The 17065-nt window shown below is 45.3% G+C and carries 16 protein-coding genes; all 16 read left to right on the top strand.

Features of this window, described 5'->3' with window-relative positions:
* The first annotated feature begins 16 nt into the window (after positions 1 to 16).
* The 16 genes from dapG to pgsA all read left to right on the top strand — a co-directional run bounded on the left by dapG (position 17) and on the right by pgsA (position 17012).
* Entirely contained in the window at positions 17 to 1234 is a 1218-nt protein-coding gene (gene dapG, locus OIU26_RS14470) for an aspartate kinase (protein WP_013370735.1), read from the top strand.
* A gap of 41 nt (positions 1235 to 1275) precedes the next feature.
* Positions 1276 to 2157, top strand: a complete 882-nt coding sequence (gene dapA / locus OIU26_RS14465; RefSeq protein ID WP_013370736.1) for a 4-hydroxy-tetrahydrodipicolinate synthase — start codon at positions 1276 to 1278, stop codon at positions 2155 to 2157.
* A gap of 346 nt (positions 2158 to 2503) precedes the next feature.
* Positions 2504 to 4183: a ribonuclease J gene (locus OIU26_RS14460; RefSeq protein ID WP_013370737.1), complete on the top strand. Its 1680-nt coding sequence runs from the start codon at positions 2504 to 2506 to the stop codon at positions 4181 to 4183.
* A 229-nt stretch (positions 4184 to 4412) separates the two neighbouring features.
* The gene (locus OIU26_RS14455) at positions 4413 to 5261 is read left to right on the top strand and encodes a ClpP family protease (RefSeq protein WP_025679758.1); all 849 of its coding nucleotides are present in this window, start codon (positions 4413 to 4415) and stop codon (positions 5259 to 5261) included.
* Positions 5258 to 5470: a YlzJ-like family protein gene (locus OIU26_RS14450; protein WP_013370739.1), complete on the top strand. Its 213-nt coding sequence runs from the start codon at positions 5258 to 5260 to the stop codon at positions 5468 to 5470. Before OIU26_RS14455 ends, OIU26_RS14450 begins: the two co-directional genes overlap by 4 nt.
* 103 nt (positions 5471 to 5573) lie before the next feature.
* Complete coding sequence (locus tag OIU26_RS14445) at positions 5574 to 8249, top strand: FtsK/SpoIIIE family DNA translocase (protein WP_264217226.1); 2676 nt, start codon at positions 5574 to 5576, stop codon at positions 8247 to 8249.
* Positions 8250 to 8474: 225 nt separating this feature from the next.
* A complete protein-coding gene (gene sleB / locus OIU26_RS14440) occupies positions 8475 to 9326 on the top strand; it encodes a spore cortex-lytic enzyme (protein WP_013370741.1) in 852 nt (283 codons plus the stop codon).
* A gap of 160 nt (positions 9327 to 9486) precedes the next feature.
* A complete protein-coding gene (gene yfmF, locus OIU26_RS14435) occupies positions 9487 to 10767 on the top strand; it encodes an EF-P 5-aminopentanol modification-associated protein YfmF (protein ID WP_264217225.1) in 1281 nt (426 codons plus the stop codon).
* Positions 10768 to 10769: 2 nt separating this feature from the next.
* Positions 10770 to 12050 carry an EF-P 5-aminopentanol modification-associated protein YfmH gene (gene yfmH / locus OIU26_RS14430; protein ID WP_264217224.1) on the top strand — a complete coding sequence of 427 codons (1281 nt, stop codon included), beginning with the start codon at positions 10770 to 10772 and terminating at the stop codon, positions 12048 to 12050.
* A gap of 20 nt (positions 12051 to 12070) precedes the next feature.
* Positions 12071 to 12838, top strand: coding sequence for an elongation factor P 5-aminopentanone reductase (gene ymfI / locus OIU26_RS14425; protein ID WP_013370744.1), 768 nt, complete (start codon positions 12071 to 12073; stop codon positions 12836 to 12838).
* A gap of 102 nt (positions 12839 to 12940) precedes the next feature.
* Positions 12941 to 13195, top strand: a complete 255-nt coding sequence (locus tag OIU26_RS14420) for a DUF3243 domain-containing protein (protein ID WP_013370745.1) — start codon at positions 12941 to 12943, stop codon at positions 13193 to 13195.
* 228 nt (positions 13196 to 13423) lie between these two features.
* The gene (locus tag OIU26_RS14415; protein WP_013370747.1) at positions 13424 to 14197 is read left to right on the top strand and encodes a DUF3388 domain-containing protein; all 774 of its coding nucleotides are present in this window, start codon (positions 13424 to 13426) and stop codon (positions 14195 to 14197) included.
* A gap of 30 nt (positions 14198 to 14227) precedes the next feature.
* Complete coding sequence (locus OIU26_RS14410) at positions 14228 to 15331, top strand: RodZ domain-containing protein (RefSeq protein ID WP_264217223.1); 1104 nt, start codon at positions 14228 to 14230, stop codon at positions 15329 to 15331.
* Between the two features lie 84 nt (positions 15332 to 15415).
* Entirely contained in the window at positions 15416 to 15580 is a 165-nt protein-coding gene (locus tag OIU26_RS14405) for a hypothetical protein (RefSeq protein WP_013370749.1), read from the top strand.
* Between the two features lie 145 nt (positions 15581 to 15725).
* On the top strand, positions 15726 to 16217 hold the full coding sequence (locus OIU26_RS14400) for a YajQ family cyclic di-GMP-binding protein (RefSeq protein WP_013370750.1): 492 nt from the start codon (positions 15726 to 15728) through the stop codon (positions 16215 to 16217).
* A gap of 207 nt (positions 16218 to 16424) precedes the next feature.
* On the top strand, positions 16425 to 17012 hold the full coding sequence (gene pgsA, locus OIU26_RS14395) for a CDP-diacylglycerol--glycerol-3-phosphate 3-phosphatidyltransferase (RefSeq protein WP_264217222.1): 588 nt from the start codon (positions 16425 to 16427) through the stop codon (positions 17010 to 17012).
* The last annotated feature ends 53 nt before the right edge of the window (positions 17013 to 17065 follow it).

The raw sequence follows: 17065 nt of genomic DNA, 5'->3' as shown, positions 1-17065 counted from the left end.
ATATGGGGGAAGAATAATGGGTATTTTGGTGCAAAAATTTGGGGGAACCTCGCTATCCACACCTGAAGCGCGTCAACTTGTGCTGGCACATGTGAAGCGGGAGCTGAAGCAAAATTTTCAATTGGTTGTTGTTGTGTCGGCCATGGGGAGGAAAGGAGAGCCTTATGCCACGGACACGTTGCTGGATTGGGCGGCATCTAACGGCGACAGTCTTCCGAAGCGCGAACGGGATTTACTGCTGTGCTGTGGTGAAATCATTTCTGCTGCTACATTGTGCAGCCTGATGGAGAAGGAAGGTATCCCTGCTACAGTGCTGACTGGAGCACAGGCAGGCTTTATTACGGATGATCAATACGGCAATGCTCGGATTTTGGATATCAAGCCAGACCGTATTGTGGAAGAACTGAACCAAGGCAGAGTGGTCATTGTGACTGGTTTTCAGGGACAAACAGCTGATGGTGATATGACTACCCTTGGTCGGGGAGGCAGTGATACGTCAGCTACTGCACTAGGTGCTGCTCTACATGCGGATATGGTTGATATTTATACAGATGTGAATGGTATATTGACCGCTGATCCGCGTATTGTGGAAAATGCGAAGCCGCTTGCACATGTTAGCTATACGGAAATTTGTAATATGGCTCATCAGGGAGCAAAGGTGATCCATCCTCGTGCTGTTGAAATAGCCATGCAGGCTAATATTCCGGTACGGGTTCGCTCTACCTTCTCCGAGGGAGAGGGGACGTTGGTTACCCATCCGGAAGGCTTTAAAGATGTGCAGGCAGATATCGTAGACCGCTTCGTGACCGGTATTGCGTATGTCGGCAATGTTACTCAAATTACTGTTGAATTAAAATCGGGTTTGGAGCACTTGCAATTACAAGTATTCAAATCTATGGCTGAACACGGAATCAGCGTCGATTTCATTAATGTAACTCCATCAGGAGCGGTTTATACCGTATTTGATAATGATGGAAGCAAAGCGGTTGAAGTACTTAACGGTTTGGGTCTAGAGCCTAAGATACTGGCCGGGTGTGCTAAAGTTTCGGTCATAGGCGGTGGTATCAACGGGGTACCAGGTATTATGGCGACAATTGTGGAGGCATTGACAGAATCAGACGTACAGATCCTTCAATCGGCAGATTCCAACACCACGATCTGGGTACTTGTTAAAAAGGAAGATATGGTGCAGGCTGTACGCGCATTGCATAATAAATTTGAACTCCATCAATAGGCGCATTGTCCGTGCTCGGACTTGCAAAAAAAGGAGGCAGCATGGTGAACTTCGGCAGATTGATTACCGCAATGGTGACACCTTTTGATCAGCAAGGAGAGATTGACTGGACTGCATTGTCCTCGTTGATTGATTATTTAATAGAAGAACAGCATTCAGAGTCACTTGTTGTATCTGGAACAACAGGGGAGTCTCCTACCCTGAGTGATGATGAAAAAATTAAGTTGTTTGCATTTGTTGTAGAAAAAGCAGCTGGGCGATGTAAAATTATTGCAGGGACAGGAAGCAATAACACACGTCATTCCATCCACCTCACCCGTGCTGCGGAGCAGGCGGGAGCAGACGGTGTGCTGCTGGTAGTGCCATATTATAATAAACCGAATCAGGAAGGGATGTATCAGCATTTCAAAAGTATTGCAAACTCCACATCCCTTCCAGCGATACTGTATAATGTTCCAAGCCGTACCGGTGCCAGCCTGACAGCTGAAACGACACTGCGGCTTGCACAAATTCCGAACATTGTAGGAACCAAAGAATGTGCATCACTTGCACAAGTTACACAGATTGCAGCGGCAGCACCAGAAGGTTTTCTGGTTTATTCCGGGGATGATGCATCTGGATTACCTGCCATGGCTGTAGGTGCTTATGGCATTATCAGCGTAGCAAGTCACGTGGTAGGTGCAGAAATGAAGCGAATGCTGGATTCCTTTGTAGGAGGACACGCTCAAGAGGCAGCAAAACTGCATCAACAGTTGTTCCCGATTTTTAAGGGCATGTTCGGCTGTCCTCATCCTTTGCCTAATCCGGTAGCTGTAAAGTATGCTTTGGAGTTACGGGGGATTAAGGTAGGTTCAGTTCGGTTGCCACTTATCCCGCCTACCGAGGATGAAGCAGAGTTTATTAAGAATTTATTTACCCGCTAAAAAGAAATAGACGAAAGATGTTGATGAATACAAGGAGTATCCTTGTTAAGGGCAGTCGGTAGGTATAATATCGACTGGGTTATTGCCCTGACAAGGTCTTCCGGTATGAAGGGCGTTCTTATAGAACGTCCTTTTTGCTATGCTGTTAACCAGGCATGTAGATAAAATGGCACATACTTATGGTTTGAGAAGGCAATGGGAAACCTAGCGTAACGAACAGGATGACTTGTTTTTTCGTATTTTAATCATGTATAATGGGGTCAAGTGACTGGGTGCGGTATTTTTTTGAAAATTAAATAACAAATCAAGGTACGACGTCCAACTACCATAGGAGGTTTAGATTCATTTGTCTAAAAAAACAAACAACGATAAATTGATGATTTTCGCTTTGGGCGGCGTCGGTGAAATCGGGAAAAATATGTATGTCGTTCAATACGGCAACGACATTGTCGTGGTGGATTCCGGTCTGAAATTTCCGGAAGAGGACATGCTTGGCATCGATATCGTTATTCCTGATATTTCCTACCTTACAGAGAACCGCGACAAAGTAAGAGGCATTGTGTTGACTCATGGTCACGAGGACCATATCGGCGGTTTGCCTTACGTGCTGAAACATTTGAATGTACCTGTATATGGTACCAAGTTGACGCTGGGACTGGTGGAAAACAAGCTGAAGGAAGCGAATCTGCTTGGTGAAACCAAACGTATTTTGATCAATGCTGATTCCGAAATCAAGCTGGGCTCCACATTGAAAGTAACATTCTTCAAAACCAACCATAGTATTCCTGATTCTGTAGGTGTTTGCATTGATACTCCTGAAGGCGCTGTTGTTCATACAGGAGACTTCAAATTTGATCATACTCCGGTGAACGGACAATATGCAGATTTGCAGCGTATGGCTGAGATTGGCACACGTGGCGTACTGGCTCTATTGTCAGACAGTACTAATGCCGAAAAACCGGGCTTTACACCTTCGGAAAAGAGCGTTGGCATTGTGCTGGAAGATATTTTCCGCAAGTCGAGACAGCGTGTGGTCGTAGCCACTTTTGCTTCGAACGTACATCGCATTCAGCAGGTCATTAATGCTGCTGAGGCAACCGGACGTAAAGTAACGGTTATTGGTCGCAGCATGGTTAATGTCGTAGGTATTGCTTCTGATTTGGGCTACTTGGAAATCCCAGATGGAATGCTGATTGAGCCTGAAGAAGTTGGCAAAATGTCAGCGGATCGCGTAGTTATTCTCTGCACAGGTAGTCAGGGTGAACCAATGTCTGCTTTGACAAGAATGGCTCGTTCTACGCATCGTAAGGTAGATATCCTTCCAGGGGACTCAGTGATCATCGCAGCTACTCCGGTACCAGGTAATGAAAAATATGTTGGACGCACTATTGATGAGCTGTTCCGTCTGGGTGCCAATGTATACTACAGTGCAGCTAATCCTGGTATCCACGTTTCTGGACACGGCAGCCAAGAAGAACTCAAGCTGATGCTAAATCTGATGAAACCAAAATTCTTCTTGCCAATTCACGGTGAGTTCAGAATGCAGCGTCGTCACGCTCTGCTTGCTGAAGGAGTAGGTATCGAGCCTGAAAATATCTTTATCACGGATATCGGTGAAGTCATTGAAATTCAGAATGGCGGAGCACGTAGAGCTGGTAAAGTTACAGCAGGTAACGTACTGATTGATGGACTAGGCGTAGGAGATGTAGGAAATATCGTGTTGCGCGACCGCAAATTGTTGTCACAGGACGGTATTTTGGTAGTGGTTGTCACACTGAGCAAGCAAGATGGCACGATTAAGTCGGGCCCGGATATCATTTCCCGTGGTTTCGTGTATGTTCGTGAATCAGAAGGTTTGCTGGATGAAGCAAATCGTATTGTTTCAAGTACACTGCACAAGCTCATGAGTGAAAATGTAAATGAATGGGCTTCCCTCAAGACAAATGTCAAGGATGCACTGGGTCGCTTCTTGTATGAGCAAACTCGTCGCAGACCGATGATTCTGCCAATTATAATGGAAGTGTGATTCAATTGAAATATGTTCAAAAACTTGAATTAAAAACTTAAGTCACAGGCACACAGTCGCCTCTCTTCCCGCAGGAAATATTGGACGGTTTCCGCGGGAAGAGAGGCTTTTTTTGATTTTGGGGTTGAGGAAAGGCATGGAGGTGGGTATAAAATATTCCATTTCTATCCTATACTATAGGGTGAATACGGGGCACATAGATGCGTAAAGCGAAAGGAAGATCACCCATATGGAACATTACAGCAATTTATCTTCTGGCAACGAGGAAACGGAAGCGCCAGAACAACCAGAAGTTGGACAAAGACCCGTTTTACCTGCTATGGAGGCTTTACAGCAGCTGGGTCAAACCTCCATGCCCGGAAGCGAGTCCAATATTTTTTGTATGACGATTATCGGTCAGATTGAAGGACATCTCATCTTACCGCCTCAAAACAAAACAACAAAATATGAGCACATTATTCCGCAGTTGGTAGCGGCAGAGCAAAACCCACGTATCGAAGGATTAATGATTTTGCTAAATACAGTTGGCGGTGATGTAGAGGCAGGTCTAGCTATTGCTGAGATGATCGCTTCCATGAGTAAACCAACAGTGACCATAGTCATAGGTGGAGGGCATAGTATCGGTGTGCCGATTGCCGTATCTTCTACTTATTCTTACATTGCTGAGAGTGCGACGATGACCATTCATCCTATTCGTATGAGCGGCCTTGTCATTGGAGTCCCACAGACTTTTGAATATATGGAAAAAATGCAGGAGCGTGTCGTCCGCTTCGTCGTTTCTCATTCCCGCATCACAGAAGAGCGGTTCAAGGAACTGATGTTCAAAACTGGAGAATTAAACCGTGACATTGGTACAGCGGTTGGAGGAATCGATGCAGTAAAATACGGTTTGATGGATGCGGTTGGTGGGATAGGAGAGGCGCTAAAACAGTTGAATACCATCATTGAGGCGCGCCGTCAGCAAAACGGGATGACAGGGACTCCACAGCAGACTCCATATGCCCCTTTTTCACCCAATGCTACAGGCATCCCTACAGGAACCCCTTCAAGTGAGCACAGCAAGGAGCTACCCCAATGACATTATATACTGTAATGCCAATGGAATTGGTGTGGGAAGGGATGTGGAAGGAAGGAGAGGAGCTTGTAGAGGTCCGGGTAGACGGTCTGCTTATGCAGGTACAGCCGCTTGAAAGTCGTCGGGGGATCATAGTAAGGCTGTTGGACTGTCCGTTGGAAGCCTACCTCAATCCTCGTTATGGACCAGGTCAGGTCATCGAGTGGTCATAGAAGCTGTCGAATAGTACAGAAATAGGTCATTTGCTGCTGAAAAAGAACATATGTGCGGATAGCGAGTGACGTGGTATAATATTCTTCTGGGGGGTGACCTAGTATGTCCAGAAGAAGAAAAAGAAAAAAGAAAGCCATATTTGGTGGAGTTTTAAAATATGAAATTTACGGCATTGTGCTGATTACATTGGCGGTCATTGCGTTGTCGGGTGAAGCGGCGGTTGGTCGGTCGCTATCCAAGATGTTTGGGCTTGTACTGGGGAAATTCTATTTTGTGATCCCCCTGATTGGCATTTATTATGGTCTGATGGTGATGATTCACCGCAAGTGGCCGAACCAGTGGAACTCACGGAAGACGGGTTTGCTGTTGTTGGTATTTGCCTTTACACTTATGAGTTCTATTTCATCTATGGAGCAGCGTTTGGGACCGATCAACGCGCTTCAGCCGGGCGGAGTGATGACCCAGATACATATAGATATGCGTGAGCAGTTGCTGTCGCCTGATCAGCAAGGCCATACCTCCATGCTGAATAAGGATATTAGCGGGGGCTACGTTGGCGCATTACAGCTTACCGTTCTGTTGTGGCTGTTTGGTCTCACAGGAGCTAAGCTGATCATGATTGTCATGTTCGTCATTTGTTTTATGCTGATGACTCAACTGTCTTATGTGGATTTAGTGCGGATTGTAAAGACCAAACTGCTGACAGCCGGGGGAAGCGTGCGGAAAAAATGGACTGGAAAAGCCACTCCGCTTTCTGCATCAAGCAAGGGCAGCGGAAATAGAAAACCCAAATCTGAGCCTATTCCTGCCTATGAGGAGGATATGGATGATGACTTTGATGAAATGCAGCCTCCAGCACGCAAGCAGCCCATTTTCTTTCAGTTGTTTGGCCTTAAAAATACAGATAAGGCGGACAAGGAAGAGCAACCTGCCCATGCGGATGAAGATGAACATGATCTTCTATATGAGGCTGGTGACGTGCAGCCTCAGTGGAGAGATGGCAATCAGGGAGAAGAGCTATCTGACGTGATCGAACACGTTGAACAGGAAGCCTCAATTTCGGTAAAAAGATCGCCAATCATTAGGGACTTCTTCGAACAAGTGAAAAATGAGGAAAAAAGATCAGAGGCTGAACTTGAAGACTCCCTGACAGGTGGAGTGCGGAACGATTCCATTGATGAACCTCTGGATAGTAATTTTATGGATGCCGATGCGGATATGAATAGAAATGATTCGGCAATGATCCATGAGACATCAGAAGAAGCTCAGGAACTGGCTCAGACGATTGCTAATGGATTGACAGGCGAAGAAGCTGAAGGGAATAATGTAGCTATTCCAACTCCACCACCGCCTAAGCCGTACAAGCTCCCATCGTTCCGTTTGCTTGCCAAACCGCAAAATGCAGGCAAAGGCATGGGACAAAAGGATTACATGCAAACAGCACGCAAGCTGGAGGCCACGCTTGAAAGCTTCGGTGTTCGGGCGAAAGTGCTGGAGGTTGTACGTGGTCCAGCCGTCACACGTTATGAAATCCAGCCGGACATTGGCGTGAAGGTTAGCCGGATTGTGAGTCTGACGGATGACATTGCACTTGCGCTTGCTGCAAAGGATATCCGTATGGAGGCACCTATTCCCGGCAAGTCCGCCATAGGGATAGAAGTTCCAAATAATGAAGTTTCTATCGTAACCATGCGTGAGGTAATGGAAACGACAGTTTTCCAGGAATCGGTTTCCAATTTGTCGATTGCATTTGGACGTGATATTGCAGGACAAACGATTGTCGGTAATTTAGCCAAGATGCCCCATCTGCTTGTAGCTGGAGCTACGGGTTCGGGTAAATCGGTGTGTATCAATGGGATTATCACGAGTATTTTATACAAAGCGAAGCCAGATGAGGTGAAATTTCTGATGGTTGATCCCAAGATGGTGGAGTTGAACGTGTACAACGGAATCCCCCATTTATTGGCTCCGGTCGTGACTGATCCCAAGCGTGCCTCACTGGCATTGAAGAAAATCGTAGTTGAAATGGAAAAAAGGTATGAGCTGTTTTCCAAATCAGGCACCCGTAATATTGAGGGCTACAACAATTTGATGAAGGATAACCCGGATGCATTTCTGCCTTACATTGTCGTTATTGTGGACGAGCTGGCAGATTTGATGATGGTTGCTGCAGGAGATGTGGAGGATGCGATTGCGCGACTTGCCCAAATGGCGCGTGCAGCAGGCATCCATCTGATTATTGCAACACAAAGACCTTCGGTTGATGTAATTACAGGGGTTATTAAAGCCAATATTCCTTCACGTATTGCCTTCGGCGTTTCTTCGCAGGTGGATTCCCGCACCATACTGGATATGGGCGGTGCTGAGAAACTGCTCGGACGTGGTGACATGCTGTTCATGCCGATGGGAGCTTCCAAACCAGTCCGCGTTCAGGGAGCGTTTATGAGTGATCAGGAAGTGGAGAATATTGTTAACTATGTGCGTGAACAGGGTGAAGCGCAGTATGATGAAACGCTTGTGCCGGAGGTGGAAGAGGTATCCACTGATGCGGATGAAATGCTGGATGAGCTGTATGATCAAGCTGTCAACATCATTTTAGAGGCTAAACAAGCTTCCGTTTCGCTCCTTCAGCGCCGTATGCGGATCGGTTATACACGTGCTGCCCGACTGATTGACTCCATGGAAGCTCGCGGTGTCATCGGTCCTTACGAGGGAAGTAAGCCCCGTGAGGTACTTATCTCAATGGAACAATACCAGCAGAATAAAGTTAGCTCCTGAGCATTATCTTTTATCAGATTCCATTTAAACGCTGTTTGTACGCATGATGAGTTGTTAAGTATGACAACTCCATGCACGCAAATAGCGTTTTTTTGTGATGTTTTTTTTGAGGTTTGGAACTGCCTGCTAAAAGAAGATTAAAAGGGTGAATAGCTTCTAGCGGAGCTTGTCATAATAAACGTAGCCATCCTGTTAATCCCACAAAAGAAAGGTAGAGCGCAGCATATGAAAAAGACAATGGTCTGGATTTGCACGGGTATCCTCGCAGCCTCGGCTATTACGTACACAGGGCTTTTTAAAAACGACTCTGCACAGGAGCGAGCAGAGTCGCTGAGCACGCAGCAGAAAGTAACAGCGGCGCAGCCTGTTCAGCCGACATTCAGTTCAGAAGCGGTTGATTTTGGTTCTTATGGCCAGGATGTTTATGAGCTGCAATCACGATTGAAGTTGCTGGGTTTTTTTGGTGGGAAAGTGGACAGCCATTTTGGCAGTAGTACACTAAAGGCTGTCAAGGGTTTTCAAAAGGAGTTTGGTATCAGACCCGATGGAGTGGTTGGTGCGAAAACCAAATTAAAACTGGTGAATGCTACTCCACACTGGAAGCCAACGGAAACGCCAATGCATCGTAACAATCAAGGATCCGATCAGGGACAGGCAGCGAACAATAACAATAAATCAGATCAAAATGAAGAAACGATGGGATCGGCCAACACCATGGGGCTTTCTGAAAACGATCTTAAGATCATGGCCAATGCGGTCTACGGTGAATCCCGCGGCGAGCCGTTTGAAGGACAAGTTGCCGTGGCGGCTGTTATTTTGAACAGGGTCAAGTCGCCCAGTTTTCCAAACACACCGTCTGGGGTAATCTTTCAGCCGGGGGCTTTCACTGCTGTAGCAGACGGCCAAATCTGGCTCACGCCGAATGAGACTGCACAAAAGGCGGTACGTCAAGCCCTGAATGGCTGGGACCCAAGCGGAGGATGTCTCTATTATTTTAACCCTAAAACAGCCACCTCCAAATGGATTTGGTCCCGTCCGCAGGTGAAAACTATCGGGGAACATATTTTCTGCATGTAAAACGCCGAAGCAGCCGGAAGCTTGTCTCCGGTTGCTTCTTGGCTTTTGCATAGTTAGAATAAAGATTGGTACACTTTACCTCTTTACAGGAAAAAGATGTACAACAGCTAATGCTAATCAAAGGCTAGACGCAAATTGACGTCACAAAGGAGTTTTGGACTTGAACAAAACAGGTTTCGAGCGTGGTACACGCAGACAACTGAGAATTCATGTACTGCCGACCAAGCGCTTTAAGACGTTTGCCATATCACTGTATGTAGGTACTCCGCTAAGTGAGGAAACTGTAACTCGTGTGGGACTGGTACCTTTCGTTCTGAGACGGGGTACAGAATCATATCCGCAGACTACACAATTTAGAGAGCAGTTAGAGCAATTGTATGGTGCGGGTTTTGGATTCGATGTATACAAACGTGGAGATTATCAGATCGTTCAATTTCGCATGGATACGATTAATGACAGCTTTGTAAGCAGTCCAGATAGTTTACTGGATCGTTCGTTTGCTTTCCTAGGAGAGGTTTTGACGAAGCCTGCATTGGAAAACGGTGCATTTCAAACAGGATATGTACAGCAGGAACGAGAAAATGTTCGTAAGAAGCTGGAATCTATAGTTAACGATAAAATACGTTATGCTGGGGAGCGCTGTATGGAGGAGATGTGCAAGGATGAGCCTTATCGTCTGCATCCTCTTGGTCAGCGATCTGATCTGGACAGCATAAGTGCACAAAGTTTATACGAGGCTTATGGAGAATGGCTGAATAATGCCAGCATGGATTTATATGTTGTGGGTGATACCACGCTGGAAGAAGTTGAAAAGTTTGTTGATCGCTATTTTCAATTAAATCGCTCGACGGAAACGGAATATGTAATCGAACAGCCCAAATCGGTAGAACGTGATGTGCAAACTATAGTAGAGCGTCTCGATGTGAACCAAGGCAAGCTCAACATGGGACTGCGTACCCCTATTACGTATGGCGATGAACGTTATGCTTCCGCTCTGATGTACAATGGCATTCTGGGCGGGTATCCGCATTCAAAGCTGTTTGTCAATGTGAGGGAGAAGGAGAGTTTGGCGTATTACGCTTCGTCACGGTATGACGGGCATAAAGGCATTGGCACAATACAATCCGGTATCGAAATTCCTAATTATGAAAAGGCGGTTACTATTATCCGCAAGCAACTGGAAGATACGCAAAATGGAGCGATTACCGAGCTAGAAATGACCCAGACGCAGGCGATGATACGCAACTTGCTAAAGGAAATGCAGGACTCCGCTTTTGAAATGATTGCCTATGATTTTAACAGACAGCTTTCCGGCAAAGAGCGGACGGTAGAGGAACTGCTAAGCCAGGTGGAGGCAGTCAAGGTGCAGGATGTTCAGGATGCCGCCCGGACGTTCCGACTGGACACTATTTATTTCTTGAGAGACCAGAAGGGGGAATAGCGTTGGAGCATATATCGTATGAGCATTTGCAGGAAACGCTGTACTATGAAGTAATGGATAATGGCTTGCACGTTTATGTGTTGCCCAAACCAGGCTTTCAGAAGACGTATGCCACATTTGCGACTAAATACGGCTCAGTTGATAATCATTTCCGAGTAGAAGGTCAACAGCCTGTCAAGGTGCCAGATGGCATAGCCCATTTTTTGGAGCATAAAATGTTTGAAGAGCCTGAAGGCGATATTTTTGCTACCTTTTCCTCTAATGGAGCATCGGCGAACGCATTTACGAGCTTTGATCAAACAGTATATCTGTTTTCGGCAACTGAACGCATTCAAGAAAATTTGACCACGCTAGTCAATTTTGTTCAGCATCCTTACTTTACAGATGAAAATGTGGAGAAGGAAAAAGGCATTATCGGTCAGGAAATCAATATGTATGAAGATAACCCCGACTGGCGGAGTTACTTTGGTTTGATTGAGGCATTGTACAAGGTCCATCCGGTGCATATTGATATAGCAGGTACTATTCAATCCATCAGTACGATTACAAAGGAAACATTGTACAGTTGCTATGAAGCTTTTTACCATCCAAGTAATATGATTCTTTTTGTAGTAGGTGGAGTGGACCCAGCCAAAGTAATTGAATTGGTACGTAATAATCAGGCGAAAAAGGACTATAAGCCGCAGGGAGAGATCGAGCGGATTTTCGATGATGAACCCACTACAGTTGCAGAACCACGGCGTGAAGTAAAGCTGGCCGTTTCTTTACCAAAGCTGCTTTTGGGATTCAAGGAGACCGAAGTAGGTCTAACGGGGGAAGCATTGCTTCGTCATGATCTCGAAACCAAGCTGATGCTTGATCTCTTGTTTGGTTCCAGTACACAGCTATATCAGAAGCTCTACGATGAGGATCTAATTTCGGACAGTTTTGGTCATGAGTACAACAGTACGCAACAGTATGCATTTTCTGCGATCGGTGGGGATACCAAAGACCCTGATCGCCTGTTGGCTAGGATACGAGAAGAGGTAGAGTCTATTCAGAAGCAGGGATTTGCAGCAGAACATTTTGAACGAGCGCGCAAAAAGAAGATCGGCGGTTATCTACGCACACTCAATTCTCCTGAAAATATTGCACATGAGTTTACAAGACATCGCTTCCGCGGCAGTGATTTTTTTCAATTGCTTCCGGTTTATGAAAGTATCACGCTTGAGGATGTAAACCGACGTCTGAAAGATCATATACAGTGGGATCAAATGGCAATATCGCTGGTGGTGAGTCCGTAATGTCTAGGGAGAGGGAAACGATGACCACCGAGGGCGGAGAATTAAAGGCTATTGGCGATACGACTGTGCTGATTACAGGAGCAAGTGGTGGAATTGGTGCGGCTATTGCCGAGCGTTTTGCAGCAGTAGGGATGAATGTGGTCATTCACTACATGAAGTCCCATGAAAAAGCAAATGAAGTTGCCCGTCGTTGCATGACTTATTCAGGCAAGGTAATGACTGTGTCAGCCGATCTGCGGAGTAAGGAGCAGATTGAACGCATGCGGGAAAAGCTGGATAATCACGGAATGAAGCCAGATATTCTAGTGAATAATGCTGGAATATCTCATTATGGGCTACTTTCAGATGTTTCAGAAGAGGAATGGGACGAAGTGATGGCCGTGAATGTTAAGGGAACTTTTTTATGTACGCAGGTTTTTATGCCGCATATGATTTCCCAACGCTATGGCCGTATTGTGAATGTTTCGTCTGTGTGGGGCATATGTGGAGCTTCGTGCGAGGTATTGTACTCCACTACCAAGGGAGGCATTAACGCTTTCACTAAAGCGCTGGCTCAAGAGGTTGCGCCTTCTGGAGTAACAGTGAATGCTGTGGCTCCAGGGGCAGTAGACACGTCGATGTTGGATCATTTGGATGCAGGCGAAATTAACAGTTTGGAGGAAGATATCCCTGCCGGACGATTGGCGCGGCCTGATGAAATATCGTCCCTGGTTTATTTTCTTGCGCTTCCTGAGTCAGGTTATATTAATGGCCAGGTCATAAGTCCTAACGGAGGATGGGTGACTTAAGGAATACAGCGCATGGAGGAATTCACCAGTATAGTAAGCGTCTGTGAAGAGCATATTACAACTGTTGATTTTAAATCTGAATCATCTAAGGAGGATTTAAGTATGTCAACAGTTGTTCAGAATTTTGATGTTTGGAAAAAGTTCCTTGGTCAGCGTGTAGAGCAAGCGGAGAAGCTGGGAATCAGTCAAGATACCATTGCAGAGCTTGCTTACGAAATCGGTGATTTTCTGGATGAGAAGGTCGATCCAGCCAACCACTCCAACCGCGCACTGAAAGAACTGTGGGGAGTTGCCGATGAGAACGAGCGTCACACCATCGCCCGGCTAATGGTTAAATTGGCCAAGAGCAACGCATAAGCAGGAACCAACATGAAAAGCTCCCTTTTGGGGGGCTTTTCTGTAATGGTTACAGAGCTGTTCTTGTAATTCCATTGTAATTTATATATCATAAACGTGATTGAGGCTTACAACACAATATAGCCTATTAAATTTCAATAATTGGTTTTGTCGAATGATGCTATCTTATGATACAATTATGCTTTGATTTGGCATTGTTGACGGTTTGAATGTGAATGAGGTGCTAACGTGACGGAAGAGACGAAACAGTGGTACATGGAATACAAGATACATAAAAATCGACCCGGACTGCTGGGGGACATTGCTTCCATGCTTGGTATTCTGGGGGTTAATATACTGACGATTAACGGTGTTGAAGGCGAAAGACGGGGGATGCTTCTCGAAACAGACGATGACGAGAAAATACGCATTCTCGGAGATACGTTAAAAAAAGCCAGCAACATTACAGTCACGGCCTTACGTGCTCCGAGACTGGTCGATATATTGGCAGTTAGACATGGCCGTTACATTGATCGGGATTCAGATGATCGTAAAACTTTCCGCTTTACACGCGATGAGCTTGGGTTGCTGGTCGATTTTTTGGGTGAAGTATTAAAGAGGGATGGCAATCAGGTAATTGGTCTTCGCGGGATGCCGCGTGTGGGTAAAACGGAGTCCATTATTGCCAGTAGCGTATGTGCAATGAAGCGATGGACTTTTGTGTCGTCGACGTTATTACGACAGACGGTACGCAGTCAGCTTTCTGAGGAAGAAATGAATCCCAACAATGTGTTTATTATTGATGGCATTGTGAGTACAATTCGATCAAATGAAAGACATTATCACCTGCTTCAGGAAATTATGAGCATGCCAAGTACCAAAGTGATTGAGCATCCTGATGTATTTGTGCGTGAATCGGGATACAGCTTTGACGATTTCAATATCATTATTGAACTTCGCAATAATCCGGCTGAGGAAATTATTTATGATACCTTTACAGCCAGTTATACAGAAGATCTTTAAATAAGTGTAATTACACAAGGAGATGATGACATGTCAGAACTGGGTCAGCAATTAAAGGAGGCCCGGCTGCAAAAAGGATTGAGCCTTGACGATGTTCAGGAAATGACGAAGATACGCAAACGTTATCTGGAAGCCATTGAGACGGGCGATTACAAAGTGCTGCCGGGAAGCTTTTATGTCAGAGCTTTTATTAAAACATACGCCGAAACGGTCGGGTTGAATCCCGATGAGCTTCTGGAAGGGCACCAAAGCAATGTGCCTGAACCTGAACCGGAAGCAGTCATGGAGCCTGTTACACAGAAACGCTCCAGCCGTCCCGCGACGATTGGCAATCTTAAATGGTTGCCTACAGCGTTAATGTGGCTTTTTCTAGTTCTCATTGTTGGGGTTATTTATGCTTATTGGGTGAGTAACAACCATTCCACTCCAAAAACAGCAGAAAACACAACGCCGATTACAACACCAAGTACACCAAGTACACCAAGTACAACACCTAACACAACGCCAAGTACGACACCAAACACGTCTACTCCAAATACAACTACGACACCGAATAATGGTCAGACAACGGCACCAAATGGTGCTGGCGGGCAGACCCCTGATACGGGGAAAACCGGGGAAACCCAGCCAGGTGGTACGGGAACTACAGATGCGACGACTCCAAATACTGGTCAGCAGCCGGATACGACTACGCCAGCGCAGGGAGTAACTGTGGCTCAGGATGGTAAGCAAGGCAAGACGACGATCTTCAAAGTCTCCAGTGCAACGGGGGCCACGGTCAAGGTTGATATTAAGGCAACGGGCGAAAGCTGGCTTGAGGTGTATAAGGGACAAAATTCCCGTGGAGAAAAGCTGAGCTACGGTATGACTAAAAGTGGGGACACGATGTCTTTCGATATTGGTCCGGAAGGTCTATATATTAAATCAGGGCGGTCTTCTGCCACGGATATCTCCGTTGCCGGTCAACCGATAACCGATAATAAATCGACGACTCGCGTGTTGATACAGCAAGGGGAAGCTTCTTCCACTGGAGCGAGTACTGGGGTGACGGGTTCAACGGATACGACGACAAATGGTAGTACGGATACTACACAAAGTGGGACAGATTCTAGTACAACTACTGATGGTGAATAAACGCCTTGTTGCGGTGAAATACTAATGACTGTAATTCTTGGAAAGTCAGTCAGTTCATTTTCCGCAAAGTGAGGTGTATACGTTATGACCGTCAGCTGGATTGTGACTGGGCTCGGGATTATTGTCAGTTTGCTGGGCTATTATCTAACACCGAATGCATGGGGCTATGGCATATTAGGCTTTGGTCTTGCTCACATTGTGCTTGGAATTTTGGATATGTTTAGAAATCCAACACGAAGTCACTATTAGAAATGTTAAACTGCAATTGTAAATAAAGGCGTTTTTGTCGGGGAACTGGCAAGAACGCCTTTTTAGTGAACGGATTATTGGATTTTTGTAAATGACTAGCCTATAATTAGATATTGAACTTTGTTGTGGAAAGGAAAGTGAAACGATGGCTTCAGAAAATTCATTTGATATCGTCTCCAAAATGGATATGCAGGAGTTAACAAATGCGGTTCATCAGACGGAGCGTGAAATTGAAACGAGATTTGATTTCAAGGGGAGCAAAAGTAGCCTCAAGCTTGAGAAAGATGCCCTTACGATTGCATCGGAAGATGAATACAAGCTGAATGCAGTGATTGATATTTTGCAATCTAAAATGGTCAAACGAGGTCTATCCCTTAAAAATGTGGAATTTGGAAAATTGGAACCAGCTTCTTTAGGTTCAGTGCGTCAGCGTCTTTCTCTTAAACAGGGAATTGATCAGGATAACGCCAAAAAAATTAATATCCTTATTCGGGATTCCAAGCTTAAAGTGAAAAGTCAGATTCAAGGTGATCAAATTCGAGTAACTGGAAAAAATAGGGATGATTTACAAGCCATTATTCAATTGCTGCGGAAAGCCGATCTACCGTTGGAGCTTCAATTTACAAACATGAAATAAGCCGTTTCTCTCATAGATTTTGTAGGACTAAACGTTGCTTGATGTGCAGCAGGTTATTTTGACATGCGTTTTGCGCCATATTATACTTGTAACGAAAATGCAGACATTGAGGTGTATAACGCTCGTCGAAAGCGATTTACATAGGATTGAATTCAATCCGAAAGCTGCCATTTGTAATCAAGTACGATAATCAGGGGAGAGTGTGTTGTGAATTTACCCAACAGAATTACAATAACGCGGATTTGCCTTATCCCGGTGATGATGCTGGCTTTGCTGGTGGATTTTGATTTTTATCCGCCACCGATTGAGATCGGTGCATTCACGCTGCCGTATAATCAGCTGATTGCGGCTATCATTTTCCTTGTAGCAGCCAGCACAGATGGCCTTGACGGATATTTGGCTCGTAAAAATAATATGGTCACCAATTTGGGCAAGCTGTTGGACCCCCTTGCTGATAAGCTGTTGGTAACTTCTATTTTGGTTTCTTTGGTGGAAATGGGAAAAATTGATTCTTGGGTTGTCGTTGTGATTGTCAGTCGTGAGTTTGCGGTTACGGGTCTGAGACAGATCGCCTTATTGGATGGCTCTGTGGTTGCTGCAAGCAATTGGGGGAAATTAAAGACGATCATCCAGATCGTTGCTATTGTAGCACTGCTCATTAATAATTTCCCGTTTGTTTTTCTGGGTATTCCGTTTGATTTAATAGCGATATGGGCAGCTGTGTTAATCACCATTTATTCGGGTATTGATTACTTTGTAAAGAATATCCATTTGCTGAGCTCCTCTAAAGTTTAACAGGATAAATCTTATGGAAACAGCAATAGGGACTTAACTTATTGCTGTTTCTT

The organism is Paenibacillus sp. BT-177, from assembly GCF_025846815.2.
Classification (GTDB): Bacteria; Bacillota; Bacilli; order Paenibacillales; family Paenibacillaceae; genus Paenibacillus; species Paenibacillus polymyxa_C.
The sequence above is the reverse complement of the archived record's forward strand: the minus strand, read 5'-3'. Positions and strand labels throughout refer to the sequence as shown.